At 50.0% G+C, this 14,769-nt stretch carries 11 protein-coding genes; 5 read left to right on the top strand and 6 right to left on the bottom strand.

All coding sequences use genetic code 11. The features are described 5' to 3' along the window. Positions 1-105: 105 nt before the first annotated feature. Positions 106-657, top strand: a complete 552-nt coding sequence (locus tag NDI52_RS23745; RefSeq protein ID WP_190773802.1) for a hypothetical protein — start codon at positions 106-108, stop codon at positions 655-657. Between the two features lie 521 nt (positions 658-1,178). On the opposite strand, the gene NDI52_RS23740 is transcribed toward NDI52_RS23745, so the two are convergent. Continuing rightward, on the bottom strand, positions 1,179-3,101 hold the full coding sequence (locus NDI52_RS23740; RefSeq protein ID WP_190789240.1) for a helix-turn-helix transcriptional regulator: 1,923 nt from the start codon (positions 3,099-3,101) through the stop codon (positions 1,179-1,181). A gap of 1,696 nt (positions 3,102-4,797) precedes the next feature. Here NDI52_RS23740 and NDI52_RS23735 point away from each other — a divergent pair. Together NDI52_RS23735 and NDI52_RS23730 are read left to right on the top strand one after the other, a co-directional pair. Further along, a complete protein-coding gene (locus tag NDI52_RS23735) occupies positions 4,798-6,753 on the top strand; it encodes a hypothetical protein (RefSeq protein WP_190773804.1) in 1,956 nt (651 codons plus the stop codon). A gap of 95 nt (positions 6,754-6,848) precedes the next feature. After that, the gene (locus NDI52_RS23730; protein WP_190773805.1) at positions 6,849-7,202 is read left to right on the top strand and encodes a DUF6788 family protein; all 354 of its coding nucleotides are present in this window, start codon (positions 6,849-6,851) and stop codon (positions 7,200-7,202) included. Between the two features lie 246 nt (positions 7,203-7,448). Here the strand turns inward: NDI52_RS23730 and NDI52_RS23725 are convergent, their stop codons facing one another. The 4 genes from NDI52_RS23725 to NDI52_RS23710 form a co-directional block, all read right to left on the bottom strand. Further along, positions 7,449-8,489, bottom strand: coding sequence for a glycosyltransferase (locus tag NDI52_RS23725; RefSeq protein WP_190773806.1), 1,041 nt, complete (start codon positions 8,487-8,489; stop codon positions 7,449-7,451). A gap of 163 nt (positions 8,490-8,652) precedes the next feature. After that, complete coding sequence (locus NDI52_RS23720) at positions 8,653-9,378, bottom strand: FHA domain-containing protein (protein WP_190773807.1); 726 nt, start codon at positions 9,376-9,378, stop codon at positions 8,653-8,655. A gap of 5 nt (positions 9,379-9,383) precedes the next feature. Further along, positions 9,384-10,055 (bottom strand): hypothetical protein, encoded by a 672-nt coding sequence (locus tag NDI52_RS23715; protein ID WP_190773808.1) that lies wholly within the window; start codon positions 10,053-10,055, stop codon positions 9,384-9,386. 35 nt (positions 10,056-10,090) lie between these two features. Continuing rightward, positions 10,091-11,023 (bottom strand): hypothetical protein, encoded by a 933-nt coding sequence (locus NDI52_RS23710; protein ID WP_190773809.1) that lies wholly within the window; start codon positions 11,021-11,023, stop codon positions 10,091-10,093. A gap of 329 nt (positions 11,024-11,352) precedes the next feature. Here NDI52_RS23710 and NDI52_RS23705 point away from each other — a divergent pair, with 329 nt between their 5' ends. After that, positions 11,353-12,531 (top strand): glycosyltransferase family 4 protein, encoded by a 1,179-nt coding sequence (locus NDI52_RS23705; protein ID WP_190773810.1) that lies wholly within the window; start codon positions 11,353-11,355, stop codon positions 12,529-12,531. 88 nt (positions 12,532-12,619) lie between these two features. On the opposite strand, the gene NDI52_RS23700 is transcribed toward NDI52_RS23705, so the two are convergent. After that, complete coding sequence (locus tag NDI52_RS23700; RefSeq protein WP_190773811.1) at positions 12,620-13,795, bottom strand: glycosyltransferase; 1,176 nt, start codon at positions 13,793-13,795, stop codon at positions 12,620-12,622. 350 nt (positions 13,796-14,145) lie between these two features. On the opposite strand from NDI52_RS23700, the gene NDI52_RS23695 reads away from it, so the two are divergent. Next, positions 14,146-14,697 carry a hypothetical protein gene (locus NDI52_RS23695; RefSeq protein ID WP_190773812.1) on the top strand — a complete coding sequence of 184 codons (552 nt, stop codon included), beginning with the start codon at positions 14,146-14,148 and terminating at the stop codon, positions 14,695-14,697. Positions 14,698-14,769: the final 72 nt, after the last annotated feature.

Genomic DNA, 14,769 nt, shown 5'->3' with positions numbered 1-14,769 from the left:
CCAAATTTAAGCTAAAAGTAATGCAGGACTCGTACGAGTGATCGCAAGATTCAATACGAGGGCAGAAATCAACTATCCACCTATTTGATATCCGAGAATACACCTATGGCAGCCAAAAGAGGGCGATCGCCCGCAGCCGCAACCATCACTCAAAATTCCATTGACGAGGCGTCCGCCGCTTTAGAGGGATTGCCTGAAAAACCCAAGACCTCCTGGTCGCTTCGAGAAGCTGTTAATCAATTGCAGGGAACCATTAATGCAGCTCTAGAGCGGGGTTATTCCCACCAGGAAGTAGCAGAAATGCTCGGCGAGCAAGGTATTCGCATCAGCCCGGCTTCTCTCAAGTCTTATCTAGCAGCGATCAATCGTGACGCAGGTTCGTCGGCTCCCAAGCGGCGACGTTCGTCAGCCAAAGCGAGTGCCCCCGAAGAAGCGGCTGCTCCCGAAGAAGCTCCCGCACCTGAGCCTACCCCCGCGCCCGAAAGCCAAGCTGAAGAAGCACCTGCGCCTAAGAAGACTCGGGGACGGGGCACTGGTCCTCGCACCGCTAACAAAGCAAAAGCCCCCGCTGCGAAAACAAAGAAAACTGGTACTGAGTCCGGTGCCCCTCGAGGCCGTCGGAAGAAGACGGATTCAGCTGCTAAAACAGCGTCCTGATGCTTAAAGCCACAAATTAGGAAGCGTGCAGGGGCGAATGACCTATTCGCCCTATTTTTGGCTGCAATCTCATCTTTTGTGGGAGCAGGTGGCTTTGCCACCGCTCCCACAAAAAGAATTGCAAGTTGTTAAATGCAAGGTTCTTAGGGCTAAGGAGATTTCCAGCAATGAAATTACCCCCCAGGATGTTGGTGTTTTGCCCGCGAAGCGGGCAAAACACCAACATCCTGGGTAAATTCTTATGCAGAAACGTCCTAAGAGGATTATTTTCTAAAAGCTGTGTTCCAAGTTGCCTTTCAAAAATAACTGGTCCTCACAAGATTGTGTAAGGCAAGAAAATTACGACTGACTAGTAGGCTGGGGCAGAAGTGTACAACCTAATTTTTTGTGGTGGGGTGCTTCGCACCTCACCACAAAAAATAGGCAACGAACTTAGGCCGTAGCCTACTAGGATCTTTCAGAGGTGTTTCTTCGTGCGCTAAGTGCTCAAAAAATATCTCTTCCAGCCATTAAGACATACCCTAGTCCTGATCCGGCTGGTTATCAAAATCACCCAGTAACGCTTTAATTTGCTTCAGGTGCTTTGGCTGAATGGTTCGCTGACCTTTGAGCCAGCGGGTGACCAGGGAGCGATCAACTTGCAGAGTATCGGCCAGCTGTGCCTTTGTCATGCCCTTCGCTTCCAAAGCGGCCTTGATGGCTTCACCCGTCAAGGCAGGGGGTTGGGGAACCGCGCGAGACGCCTTTAGGGCAATAGGTGCATGGCCTCCTAGCTTCTCTTGAATTTTGACAGAAGGTTTAATAATAACAATGGCTTTCAGCCATATAGATAGCCAATTACGTGGGCGATAGCCTGAATCCACATCCTCATTCAGCGACCAGGTGGGGCGAATGCTCTCTGGATAAGTGGCCGGATCAAAGCCGATTTCCCATCCCAATTCTTTGAGGGTGAGCAATGCACTATCCCACTGATTGATTAATTTGACCCGACGCAGGCGATCCTTGCGCAGGGCATCTAGTAAATCCTTTGGTTCTAACCGTTCCAGCAGCGTTTGTACTTCATAGCGGCCATCATCGCGAATGCGGCTCATGATAGTCAGGAAAATAGCCAGCTTGGATGCTAAGCGTTGACGATAGGGGTTGATTTGCAGCGTACTCTTCGCAAGATAGCCGTATTGAAAGAGAGATTCTCTTGCGTGAGTATCACTAGCATTGAGGAATTTTTCAGTCCAGATTCCCGGACGTACTTTTATATATAGTTCATCCGGATCACCCGCTTCATACGTCGGTGAATCGGGCTGATTCATATCCATGGTTAATGCTAGTTGACCCGCATACCCCAAGCCCTCCAGAATCCACATTGGACCTCGTTCAACGTTATAACGCTTGGCTCCAATGTTAATGTTCTTGACTAAAACGGAAAGGCTACAAACCAGTTCTACCAAGTGTCCGATCTTCTTCAGTTTTTGAGCGATGGTGATATCGGTACGCTTATCCCAACCGAACAGGCGGATCAGATCTGTACCTCGTAACCGAATTTGCTCAGCCCAGGGCTCCTCTGAATCGGTCGCGTAAGAGGAAAAGATCAGAAATACATAGGCTGCTTCTGGACCAAACTGTTGAATAATTTCCCAGGCCGCTTTGCCAGGAACTAACTCAATCTGTTGACTAGACGGGCTCTGGCGTACAATCTGGTGCTGGATGAAGCCTTCCCCTACCAGCTTTTTCCAGTAGGGATACTCTCCATCCTCCCATTGGGAATTGATGAGTGCCTGAGCTCCTGTCAGGATGGGATACCCTGTTGCAACCCGTTCCATTTCCGTATCCTGAAACAGTGGTTCACGGCTCGTTGTTCCATGGCTGGACTTTAGCCCCAACAATTTGTCAATTTCCGCTGCACTGTGGCCGGACAAATTTAGGTGGCGTAACCACTGACTGGCCGTGTGGAAGGCACAAGCACTAACAACGAGGGATTCACGCCATTCATCACTGTCGGTTAAATCAGCACCAGACTCCAGGGACAACATGCCGACCACAGCACAGTCAGCAGGCATTAAATCTTCGCGACGCCATTGTTCAAGCCGCACTAATATCCAGTTTGCAGATTGTTCCCAGAACTCATCGGTTTTTAAGACTGAACGAAATCGACGTTCCAGCCGCATCATCGTCTCTTTTTGTAGAGCACCGATTTTTTCAGTTTCGTCGTAGAGGTTGATAACATCGGCATCGTTCTGTAATCGCGCATTTGCCAAATGCAATCGAAACTGATTGATTCCGGTGGCAACGTTGACCAACACTAAATTGAGGAAAGACTTACCCGCTTTTAACTTTGCCGCGTACTGTTGCATCTGTTGTTGGTTCAACGCAATGGATGCAAGGTCAGAGGCAAGCGGCTCAGTCAGAACGGATGTTGAGTCGAGAGTGAGATTGTTAAACTGAGTCACGGGTTTTACGCAAAGCTTATCCACATCGGCATAGTATACTTCCGAGATCGAAAGATCTGGATCATCTTCCAGATAAATGTCAATAGACTTGACTGAGCGATCGCCTTCATCCACTTCCTAAAAAAATTAGATAGCTTCACTAGCATGGGTTTTAGCGATCGCGCCTACTCTTTCTCATTGCTTTTAAAGACTAGGATCGTGTAACTTTCTGACTAGGATCGATAAACATATTAGACAAGTGACTGATATACCCTCTCAGAGAGGGACCCAAGTACCGCTTGAAACACTGAATAATTGGTAATTTTTCTAGTTGTCAATTCAGGACTCAATAAAAGCTAGAATTTGGCAAAAGTTTAACTTTCTTAACAATTGACACAATTGACCTGGATTCTAGAATCCTATTACATTTGTCAATTCTTGAATGGGCAACGTGCCGGAACCCTTTTCAGTAACTGGCAACTCTCCCTCATTTACAAGGCATTGGCCAAAAGTCCTTCTATGGTTTTATCCACAGGATGGAGTACTTTGAGCCTGTAGTTGGATGCGTTGAAAGGGATCATCTATGCCCTCGCCAACCCACTCAACTATCGATCCAAACACTCATTCGCCTCGATATGGTGGTTAGGGAAATCGAGCGTTTTCCTAAATTGACAAATTGACTTGTCGTTCTAGAGTCCAGCAACATCTGTCAATTTTACCGGCAGCTACAGGTCGATTGACAAATTGACTTGTTGTTCTAGTATCAAGCAACATGGAGTGCCTGTGCTCTGGCTTTGTTGACCTCGCTCAGCTCGATCAATCATGGGTTTCAGGTCAGTAGAACCGGATTGACAAATTGACAGGCCACTCTAGAATCTTGCAACGTTTAGGATAATCCTAGCAATTCTCATTTTGGAATCCAACCCGAAAATAGCCCGTCTTCGGCGGGCTATTTTCGGGCTTCAAAGCTGAGAGTTCCTGCCCTTCGGGCAGGAACTCTCAGCTTTGAAGCTCATACTGAGAATTGCTGCCTCTTAAGGGTTCGAATTGACAAATTGACAAGCCACTCTAGAATCTTGCAACACACCCTATTTTTCTAGCGTTGACAAAGTTGACAGGTTCTCTAGTATCCTAAAACATTGCGTTGACAGATTTGACCAAGGCTCTAGAATGCCATAACAAAAATTTCCGAGAGTCTTCCTTCTTGCTCAAAGCTCTAATACTGGACAACCTGGATTTGCCTATGTTTAGTGGTGTAAGGTGCAAAGCACCCTACGCCACTAAACATTAAGTTGGCTGCTGCCATCGAGCTCTAGGATGCTACAACAAAAGCCCTGGAAGCCTTGCTAGAGGTCTAGAATAGCGCTACGAAAAAATTTAGTACTGAATTTTCGCCGCTAGGATCTGCCAACAAAGAGATCTGGCAACTTACGCAAAATCAAGGGTTGTAGCTCTAATTGCCAAATCTAAGAACTATTTAGATACCGATGGTTGACTAACTCAGCTTTGCCAAAAACAGGTTGTTTAATGATCAAACATAATCATCAGCCAGCATAGTATCCGCTGGTCTGTACTTTTGCGCGACCCCTCAATTTCTAGGGGGTTGGTTCTGCATAGCCTATGCAGCAACTCACCCTTTGGAATTTTGTCTGGGTATGTTTGTCGTGCTTTAGCTTCGAGTCCCTGGTTGGGAGGCATCCTGATTGCTATAAACCCTATGAAACAGACCCATACAATTCGGTTTGAAAGTGTTCGTGAATGGGGAGATGCATTTCTATCTCTGTTTCCCCATAGGTTTGACTATATTTTTGCGCCCCATGCCAATCCAGGTGAAACGCCTGCATGGCGAACTGAAAGCCGCCATCCATTGAGCGATCGCCTTATTCAACAAGGGGCTTATCTCTATGGTGTTCGCTTTGGTGCAGAAACCAACTATGGCCTTTTAGATATTGACTCTGGGAGTCGCTATCACCCCAAACACGACCCGTTGGCTATCTCACGGATTGCAGCTGCGTTAGAACCCATAGGTTTGGTTCATTATGTTGCCTGCACCTCTAGCTACAGCGGTGGCTTGCATTTGTACTTTCCGTTTCAGAATGCGCAAAGCTCGTGGCAGCTAGCGATCGCCCTCGCTTGCCTCTTAGAAAATGCTGGATTTAAAATCCAGGCCGGACAACTTGAGATTTTTCCAAATCCTAAACCCTATGGAGTGGGAGGGAACCTCAGTTTGTTTAATGCCCACCGATTACCGCTACAAAGCGGTTCCTACCTGCTCAATGAGTCCTGGGAACCTATTTGGAGTGATACGCAAACCTTTGTCAATCGTTGGAAACTGGCTCAACAACGCAACGACATTGATAGTCATGCGTTGAAACGGATCATTAAACAAGCTAAACGGAAGCACTTTGGTATTTCTGGAAAAGCAGAAAAGTTTATCAACGATTTGAATGCTGAGATCGAGGTGGGCTGGACAGGATATGGACAGACCAATCGTTTATTGGGCCGTATTACTATGCGGTGCTATATCTTTCATCACCTACTTTCCGGTGGAGAACCACTACAGGGCGATGCGCTTGTAGCGGAGATTGTTGAAACTGCTCAAGCACTACCGGGCTATCAAGAGTGGTGTCGGCATCAACATGAAATTGAACAGCGGGCTGAGGAATGGGCTCGATGCATTGAACATAGCCACTACTTTCCTTTCGGAAGCCAATCGCAAAAACCAAAACCCGAAGAACGAGGTCCCGAATTAACGGCTGCGATTGACCAATCGCCCTCCTGGAATCAGCGCCAATCAGCTGCAACACGCGATCGCATTCGACGAGCCATCGCTGACTTACTCGAACAAGACAAACTCCCAGCTAAAGCAACCGCTCGGTTTCAGGCATTACTGCAATATGGAATCGGCGGTGCTTCTCTGTATCGTCATCGAGATTTATGGCATCCCAATTATTTAGGAGTTGAGCCCACTCAAGACCCAGCTCATGGTGACAATGCATCTGGTGATAATGCATCTGGCAATACACCTGTGGAAAACCCCCCGAACCCCCCGGCTCTTCATAGAGATGGGCAGTTAGATTGCGCTAAAGGCGCACCTAACTGCCACAGTTCTACAAACTTATTAGCTACGGGAGATGGTGATAACTTACAGGGCAAGGGTTTCAGCGATCGCACTTCTCCTAAATCTCCTAAAAATGGGAGTGATATAGGTGATAGAGCTCCTTCTTCCCAACACGGCATTCCGTTTATTCGTAGAGTGTTGTCTCAGATCAAAGCAACACAGCAATCCCTGCAAGAAACCTTACGGTCGACTCAGAAACAGCATCGTCACCATCAATCTCAGCAGGCGAGGCAACAGCAAATTGCTCGAATGCAGCAGTTTCTGAACTCTGGTGACCCAATTCTGGTGGCTGAAGCTTTAGCTTGGGCGGAGCGTAATCCGGGTGTTCTCCCCACAGATCCAGGTCATCCTTCGTTGTCATCCCTACCTCCTGAGCCTGGTAATCGTTCAGCTCTGATGACGGCTATTCAATCGCAAATCACCCGTTTGAGATGGGCGGATACCCGGGTGTGTGACTGTTTGCATCAACAATTCCATAAAGATTGCCTGACCCAATTAAGTGATGAGGAGTTAAGTCAATGGTTGTCGTGGTTAAGTTCGCAGAGTGAATGACAGGGAAATGAGCCGAAGCACAACCGCATCATGCATCAGCGATGAACACTAGATCTGAATTTGTACATAAGAAGAGTTTCTGTACATAAGAAGCTATGAACCTCGACTTGAATTTTGATAGCCTGCGGCGTACTCTCTATGCTCTTGACTTGGAGCAGGCCAGGCAACTTCGGGATGAGCTGAGTGTTGTAATTCAAACCCTGGAAGAGCGATCGCCTCCCGCTCCTCCGGTTAAAACAAGGGGCCGCGAGATTATAGAGGTTCGCCATCTAGGGATCGGGCCATCTGCTCGTCTTTATCAGCTAGAGCGGATTCGTTGTGGCAAAGCGGGTTGTAAGTGCGCTGGGGAAAATGGCAAGCTACATGGCCCTTACTGGTATGTCTATTGGCGAGATGCAGGCAAGCTGAAGAGCCGATATGTGGGAAAGCGGTTAAAGGTTGAGGAATGAGTCACGGTTTCTATGTTGTATTAACCGCAATTTGAGATAAGCCTTTAACCCGAACTAGTAGGACTCACCCAAGTCCGCTAGGGTGCATCCCAGTTTTATTGATGTGGCGGGCTTCGCCCGCCACATTAATAAAACTGGGTTTTCAATCTGCAAAAGTGAGGTGTACTCAGTCCCTATATCTAGTGCATCGTTGTTGTGGGTGGGGTGCTCTGCACCCCACCCACAACAACGATGCATAAGTCCTGTTCAGGTTATATAAGAGGACAAATCTTGAAGGACTTCGGGGGCGATCGCTCCATTTACAAAGTCTGGTGGCATCTGCCGTTGCGATGCTGGTGCAGTCGCCAAGACCCACTCCAAAACACTCATGACCTCGGGTAGGGAATAGGCAATATGCATGTCTTGATTATTGTTTTGCAGGCGCTTCAGCCGCATTGCCTGGCGATCGTACAGCCGCTTCCAGGGAACCGCAATCAGAGGAACTTTAAGAGCGATGCATTCATGGACCGTGTTATAGCCCCCACTGCCGATTACTACGTCTGCCATCCACAGCACATCCATGGCAGGGTAATGAGCAATCCATGGATAGGGCAGTGTTCCCTTGGGTGGCTCAGGGGCTAGCAGCCTTAGGGTGACTTGAGGAAAGGTATGAGCGATCGCCTCGCTCAACGCCACAAAGAATGCTTGTTCCTCAGGTTGTCCTGCCAGTAGCACCAGCACCAATGGCGATGGATCGTGTGGTTCTACATTCAGAAGGGTACAGGCGGTGGAGCGATCGCCCAGCTCTCCGGGTTGCCGTACCAGCCAGGGGGCACTCTGTCGCACCTGTGGCAAGGTGGCGAAAGGAACAGCCGTTCCTTCCCCAGGAATCCATAACCGTTCGTAATGGCATCGCACAAAGTCCGTCAGATGGTGAGATGCAACATATCGGGGATTTAGATCCCGATGGATCAGGATGCGGGAGCGATCGCTCAACTTAGGCAACAGGTCTGCCAGTTCTCCCACTAACCCCCGTGGAAAGGTATCGACCAATAACCCGGTGTAAGGTAACGTCTTGAGCCATCGCCAAATCTGGTAACAAGCCTCACTTAGGGGAATATCTGGTGCCAGGGTATGAAACTGCAGATTCGGAAGGACAGACAGGTAAGACTGCATGAAGGGGGCATAGGGGCTGTTGGTCAGGATGTGAACAGAGTGATGCTGAGCAAGGGGACGGGCAATGGCGATCGCCCGATTCAAATGTCCCCAGCCGCCACCCATCGCGTAAATCAGCCATCCTGCTTGCATCGGCACCCCTTAACGTAAAGGTTGGATTTTTCAGACACACAGCGCCCGAAAAATCTAAGAATCCGTTTGAAAAGTCCTGAAAAGGGTTGATGTTGCGTACGCAACATCAACCCTTTTCAGGACTTTTCAAACCAGTACTAAAAGGAAGCGTCTTGCTCCAGCATCAACTCGCATCCAGCCGATTCTCAAAATCCATGTCGCCTTCTTCTTCAAAGCTGGAAACATCGGATTCGTTGAAATCAATGCTACGGGTGTAGGGGTTGTAGGAGTAGAGATCGCGGTCACTGTAGTAAGTGTGCCCCCAGTAACCCCTGCCGTAATAGCCATAGCTTGGGTAGTAGCCATGTTCAACCTGAAAGGGATCATGATCTGGACCCGCTAATCCTCCCTGACAATAGGAACAACCTGTGGGATCGGTGCGGCCACAACGGCGTTGAAAGAGAAAACCGATTTTGCGATCGCACCCCTTCTCTGCTGTGGGATCTGTACCGGCACTCAGGGGGGCGGCACCCGTGGCTAGAGGGTTTTCTGAAGCTGCCAGAGAAGCTGTCTCTGGTGAAGCGGCTCCATCGGGTAAGGTTACATGCAGCGTAACAGGCCCCAATTGAAAGGAGCTTTGATCGGCCAACCTGCCCACCGTTACGGAGCCACTCTTAAGCTGTACCCCAATACCACTCTGATCCGTAATCAGCAATTGCCCATCTTGCTCGGTGATCAGGGCATGATACTCGGCTACTTGAGGATGGCCGATGACCGCTCGCGAAACGCGCTGCCCGTCCACCATTCCGGGCATCATCGTAAATTCTCGCCCCAGCGCGATCGGAGTTTCCAGGAATGGTTGCTGGCGTTGCCCAGTAGTGGGGTCGTCCCAGCGCAATTGAATTCGCACAGCCGTTAACTCCCTGCACGATGGAGAGCGTAGGCCAAACCCGCTTGCTGCTCTGGGGTAAGCTCCTTGAAGCCAAAGGGGGCCAGGGCGATCGGCGTTAACGGGTCTTTGGTATATAGCACGGTCTGGTCACTGGCATCTCGCAGGGAGAGTTTGCCTTCCTTCAGCTTCACTTTGTATACAGAAACCTTATCCGGTGTCTCAATCTCAAATCCGTAATCCCGTTGTTTGACCCGATAAATGTCCTGATCAGAGCCGGTTTCGAACTTGTAATCTCCATCACTTTGGCGGCGCAGAATATAAAGTTCTTTAGTTTGGTCTGCATTCTCTACCTTCCACTTGTCAGAATCGCTGACAATGTAGGCCAAAGCCGTATCAGTGGCGTTTTTGACCTTTACCTTTTGGTTGTCATCTACAGTAAATCGTGCCAGTTCATCACCATTGGCTCCTTCGAGTTTGGCTCCATCGCTCCGAAACTCCAACGAGAAGGCTTCCGTGCCATCCTCGCGCTTAAACTTTACTTTTACTTTGCTGGCTTGAGGTGCAACTGCTTCGCTGGAAACCTCTGTTGTAGGAGCTGGCTGTGGGGAGACATTCTGACCGCTACTGCATCCCAAAAATAGCGTCAGCATCAGACCCAACAGGCTATATAGCAATACCCGTAACATCGAACGCATCAAAAACTCCTTGGCATTGGACGAATGAACCGGATTCACGAGGCTTCCGTCTTGTCATCAGATAAAACTTTGGCAAGATTCAGGATGTGATAAAGGCTCAAAAACATCAGGGTGATGGCCTGATAAAGTTGCTCCACTTGTACGTCAGGGTTCTCCGGAGGGGGAAGCATTTTTACCCGAAGATATAGGCTGTTATCCTCCACTTCTAGACGCTTCAAGCTGCAAGTTTTGGGTAATTGGATTGCCTCTCGAGCGGCAGGGGTAAGTACGGGTAAGGCTCCATATTTTTTCCGGGGTACTCGCAAGGCCAGGGCCAGCTCAAACCCCTTAGATTTTGATTTCGTTTTGTATTTTCGCTTACCGCTGCGTCCACGTTTCCAGCCTGCGGCCGTCACCCAACTTTCTGTACAGAGCAGCTGAAACCGGGTTCGATCCAATAGCTCTCCTTCTAGCGTGAGCCATTGATCGTCATAGCGTTTCAGATTCCATCCGGAGCGATGGGGATGGGGTCCATCGAATGTACATTTCTGAATACGGAGTGGAGGGTTGAGGACAAGATGGGTAGAGACGGGAGCCTGCTTGTCCATATCTCGCACCAACATGGTGAGAAGTTTAGGGAGTAACTGATAGCGGTAGTTGGGGATGTTGATGGCAACGTATTGGCCGCGTTTTCGGCTGGTGACGATGATGCCGCCGATCAGCCCAATCAGCACGATGACTAAGGCAATTGTCATGGCTGAGCTAAGGCCAGAAGCCACTATTAGGGCGATGAATACGGCGATCGCCCCCAAAATACACCCAATCATCCATTGGGTCATTTCTCGTTGCTTCTGTTCAATGGTTTGATCCAGCGCCACCACTCGTTTCAGATCCGAGACAATGTGCTGTACCGATGCTTCGGCTTGATATACGGGTGTTTCTCGCAGGCCAACCAGATCATGGTCCTGCACCTCTGTTGTCTTAGCCATGCAACCCACTCACAACATCAATACGACCGTTTTGCTGAAACGGTGAATGCAGGTCACGATGCCTTGCAAAATCCACAATTTCAGTGGAGCGGTCGAGAACCCTGTCACAAAAACAGCCTGTTGTCCTTCGGATCAACCTCCCAATACTCAAAATTCCCCCATGGGGTTAAATCCGGGTTAACAGAAGTCACCTTTGCCTTTACAGTACCTCTGTAGACCCCCACCCTCCGTCCCCTGAAAACGCCACTTCCCTTCCTTCATAACCCACCGGTATTTTCCGGTTATCCAGAGTAATAATTGTTCATATCGGCCATTCAGTGGCAGAGAGTATGGCTCCTCAGATTGCGTACATTTCCTTTGATATAGTTCCGGCACCAAAGGGAGCCGCTATTCATATTCAAGCCCTGGTACAGGCTCTGGCTGCTGCTTTTGGGGAGGTGCAGCTGGTGACCATATCACCGAAAGCAGAGGTCATCACCTATCCAGAACGGTGGCCTGGCGTGCAGCATATTGCCCTCCCGGCCACCGGCCCAACCCTGATTGACCGCGTGATGACCTTCCGTAAGCACCTGCTGGACTGGTGGCAGGGGCAGTTTTTTGATGTAGTGCATTTCCGCTCTATCTATGAGGGGTTTCCGATTGCGGTGCGTAAGGCAAAACTGGCCCAACATCTGGTCTTTGAGGTGAATGGGTTACCCTCCATTGAGCTGAAATATCGGTATCCACGAATTGCGGGCGATCGCGATCTTCAACAGAAATTACGGCAACAGGAAGCCTTTTGCCTGGAAGCGGCAGATCGGGTAATAACCCCCAGTTCCGTCACTCACACGTATCTACAGCGGCGTGGCACCCCTGCTGAAAAAATTCAGGTGATCCCCAATGGTGTAGATTTAGACATTTTTCATTACCAACCGCCCCAATCAACTCCAGAGTTGTCTCCTCTACACTTGCTGTATTTTGGAACAGCCGCTGCCTGGCAGGGGTTGGCGATCGCCCTCCAGGCCCTTAGCTTGTATCGCCGAGATTACCCTGCTGATCTCAATATTCTGGCCTTGATCCGCCCGTGGCAACGGCGAGACTTGCAGCATTTAATCCACAAGCTCGACTTGGAGGATGCCGTCCACTTTCGCGAACCGGTTTCCCAATCGGGCGTTGTAACCTGGATGCACGAATCTGACGTAATTCTGGCTCCTCTGATTCTGAATGACCGCAATCTGGTGCAGGGATGTTGCCCACTCAAGGTACTGGAGGGAATGGCTTCAGGTACTCCCATTATTACCAGTGATTTGCCCGTGATCCGTGATCTGGGTAACCCCGATGAACATTTTCTCGCTGTGCGCCCGGGTTCTCCCAAAGCGATTAAGGATGCTCTTCTCCGTTTGCGGGTGGAACCGGAGTTGCGCCGACGATTGGCGAGCTCAGCCCGTCAACGCATTGAAGCTCACTACACTTGGGCGCAAACAACCCAACCCTTGATTCAGCTTTACCAGGAGTTGCTGGGAACATAAGACCTCTGGCGTGAACTGTTGAAAGGCTTCGCCTTTCAACAGTTCACGCCCTCAAAAACCGGTAGAAAGATAGGATTTATGCCATATATCACAGGAGTGGGGTCAGCAGGTCGTGTAAGTGCGATCGCTCCCGCTCTAAAGTATGACAGCGCAACACGTACTCACGGGCCGATTGCTGTACTTGCTGCTGAATGGCGCGATCCAGCATTAACCACTCCAGCACGGCTTCTCCCAACTGGGGGAGGTGCGATCGGGGCAGCACAAAACCGTTTTTCCCGTGCTTCAGCACATCGGTAATGCCTCCGGCATCGCTGGCAATACAACAACGGCCACAGGCCATCGCCTCTAGCAGCGCATTGGGCATCCCCTCCCACAGAGAAGGTTGTAAGTACACATCACAGAGTTGTAGATGGCGGGCTACCGCTGTCGCATCGGGCAGGTGTCCTGTCACAATCACCCGGTCTGCATTATTGGGTTGATGCATTCGGTAAAGGGATAAATCCGCTTCTTGGGAAGACCGCACATCACCAATTACCAATAGACAAGCGGGGTAATGTTGCCTGACTACCGTCAATGCCTGCAATAGAAATGACTGTCCCTTCTTCTCTCGCAATTCCCCGGCGAAGCCCAGCACTACCTCGTTGGACAAAATGCCCAGTGCAGCTCGTAAGTTAGACAAATCTACCCTTACGGCATCGTTGGGTGGAGCGAATCGCTCGGTGTCAACGGCGTTGGGCAGAACCCTCACATCTTCACGGCGAGTCAGACACTTCACCTTGTGGGCCAGATCTGCACTTACAGCCGTTACATGGTGAGCCCGTTCCAACGTCCACTGCAACCGGGCAAAGTCTCCGGGGGGAAACAAGTCTCGATCCAGGTCATTACCCCGTACACTGACGAAACTCAGGCATTGATGCAATTCGGCAAACCAGGCTGCAACAAATCCTCCAGGAAACAGGTAATGGCCCCAAACCCCATCATAGGAATGCTGTCTATGCAGCCCCTCCAAAAAATTTAAGGTATGGGGAAGGGTGGCATCCCACTGACGATAGCGTCCGATGCGATAAATTTGCGGGCGGTCAGGGCGGCGGGCTAATTCTGGATCGGGGGGCAGCACTTCCCCTGCCGGCAGTTGGCGGCTCCACACCACGACATCCACCGCAAACCCCAAATCGCATAGAGATGCACTGATACGCCCGGCACTGGCAGCCAGGCCACCCATATCGGGAGGATAGCGATCGCACAAAAATAAAAGTCGTGGCACGGTGGTTTTTGCTATGGTTTGTAACCCCTGATAGGATTCCTACTGCTTCTCTTTATACCGAATCTTGCATCAAAGCCTATAGAAGCACGTTTCAAACATGTGGCTGGTTGTTGTGAGAAAGCACCCTCCCTATATTGCTGCGCCAGGTTTGTTTTCGCATAGAAAACCATCGGTTTTTCATTTCAATAGGACTTACGCGAGTCCTCTATCCGTAGTGTATTTGTGTTGTGGATGGGGTGCTTCGCACCCCATCCACAACACAAATGCGTAAGTCCTGTTCAAAACAGACCCGAATGAAAGCTTCAGGCACGAATACAATAGTCTTACGCTAAAAAGTTAGCTCCAAGGCCATGGCTCGTCACGTCAACCAAAAGTGTCAACAGTGTGCTGCCCTCGCCGTTGAGGAGGCGATCGCCCTTCATGGTCCTGAGGGTGACAATTGCTGGAACCCTGAGAACCGTAATGGCTGGGGGTACGATTGTCATCGCCGCCGCTCCCATTATCGCCATCGAGACGATGACAATCGCACTCGCCGCAGGCTGCGCAGAGCCGCCAAGCTCAACCCGGGAGGTGTTGCGATCGCTCCGATAGGTGATCCTGACACTCCTCTAGAATTGCTGCCCCCACCCACGACACATTACGCAGCGGTCCTGGTGCTATACCGCAATCGCAAAGATTCACCTGTGCATGCGATCGCCGCCGAAATTTGGCAAGGAGACACCAAGATACACACCATTAAAGCGGTTCACTGTCTCGGGATGCGGGGCAACGAAGTGGCCGACTACATCGAGCAGTTGTTAACGCAACTCCACGAAAGGTTCAAAGTTTCTCGCTTTGAGTCGGAACCCAAGGAGTTACCTGTGGCAGACTGCCCGCTCACTCCCTGCCCTATGAAGCCCTAGAAACGTGAGGGGCATACATCTTCCCTCCTGACGCCTGGCGCAAGACAGCAATGCTCATTTTGGAATCCAACC

The organism is Leptolyngbya sp. PL-A3 (assembly GCF_039962325.1).
Lineage (GTDB): Bacteria > Cyanobacteriota > Cyanobacteriia > Elainellales > Elainellaceae > Vacuolonema.
Note: the sequence above shows the minus strand (reverse complement) of the source record. Positions and strands in the feature narration are given on the sequence as shown.

Excerpts from the sequence above, each read along its gene's own strand:
- NDI52_RS23745 (WP_190773802.1), top strand. The coding sequence starts at position 106 with ATGGCAGCCAAAAGAGGGCGATCGCCCGCAGCCGCAACCATCACTCAA.
- NDI52_RS23735 (WP_190773804.1), top strand. The coding sequence starts at position 4,798 with ATGAAACAGACCCATACAATTCGGTTTGAAAGTGTTCGTGAATGGGGA.
- NDI52_RS23730 (WP_190773805.1), top strand. The coding sequence starts at position 6,849 with ATGAACCTCGACTTGAATTTTGATAGCCTGCGGCGTACTCTCTATGCT.
- NDI52_RS23725 (WP_190773806.1), bottom strand. The coding sequence starts at position 8,489 with ATGCAAGCAGGATGGCTGATTTACGCGATGGGTGGCGGCTGGGGACAT.
- NDI52_RS23715 (WP_190773808.1), bottom strand. The coding sequence starts at position 10,055 with ATGCGTTCGATGTTACGGGTATTGCTATATAGCCTGTTGGGTCTGATG.
- NDI52_RS23710 (WP_190773809.1), bottom strand. The coding sequence starts at position 11,023 with ATGGCTAAGACAACAGAGGTGCAGGACCATGATCTGGTTGGCCTGCGA.
- NDI52_RS23705 (WP_190773810.1), top strand. The coding sequence starts at position 11,353 with ATGGCTCCTCAGATTGCGTACATTTCCTTTGATATAGTTCCGGCACCA.
- NDI52_RS23695 (WP_190773812.1), top strand. The coding sequence starts at position 14,146 with ATGGCTCGTCACGTCAACCAAAAGTGTCAACAGTGTGCTGCCCTCGCC.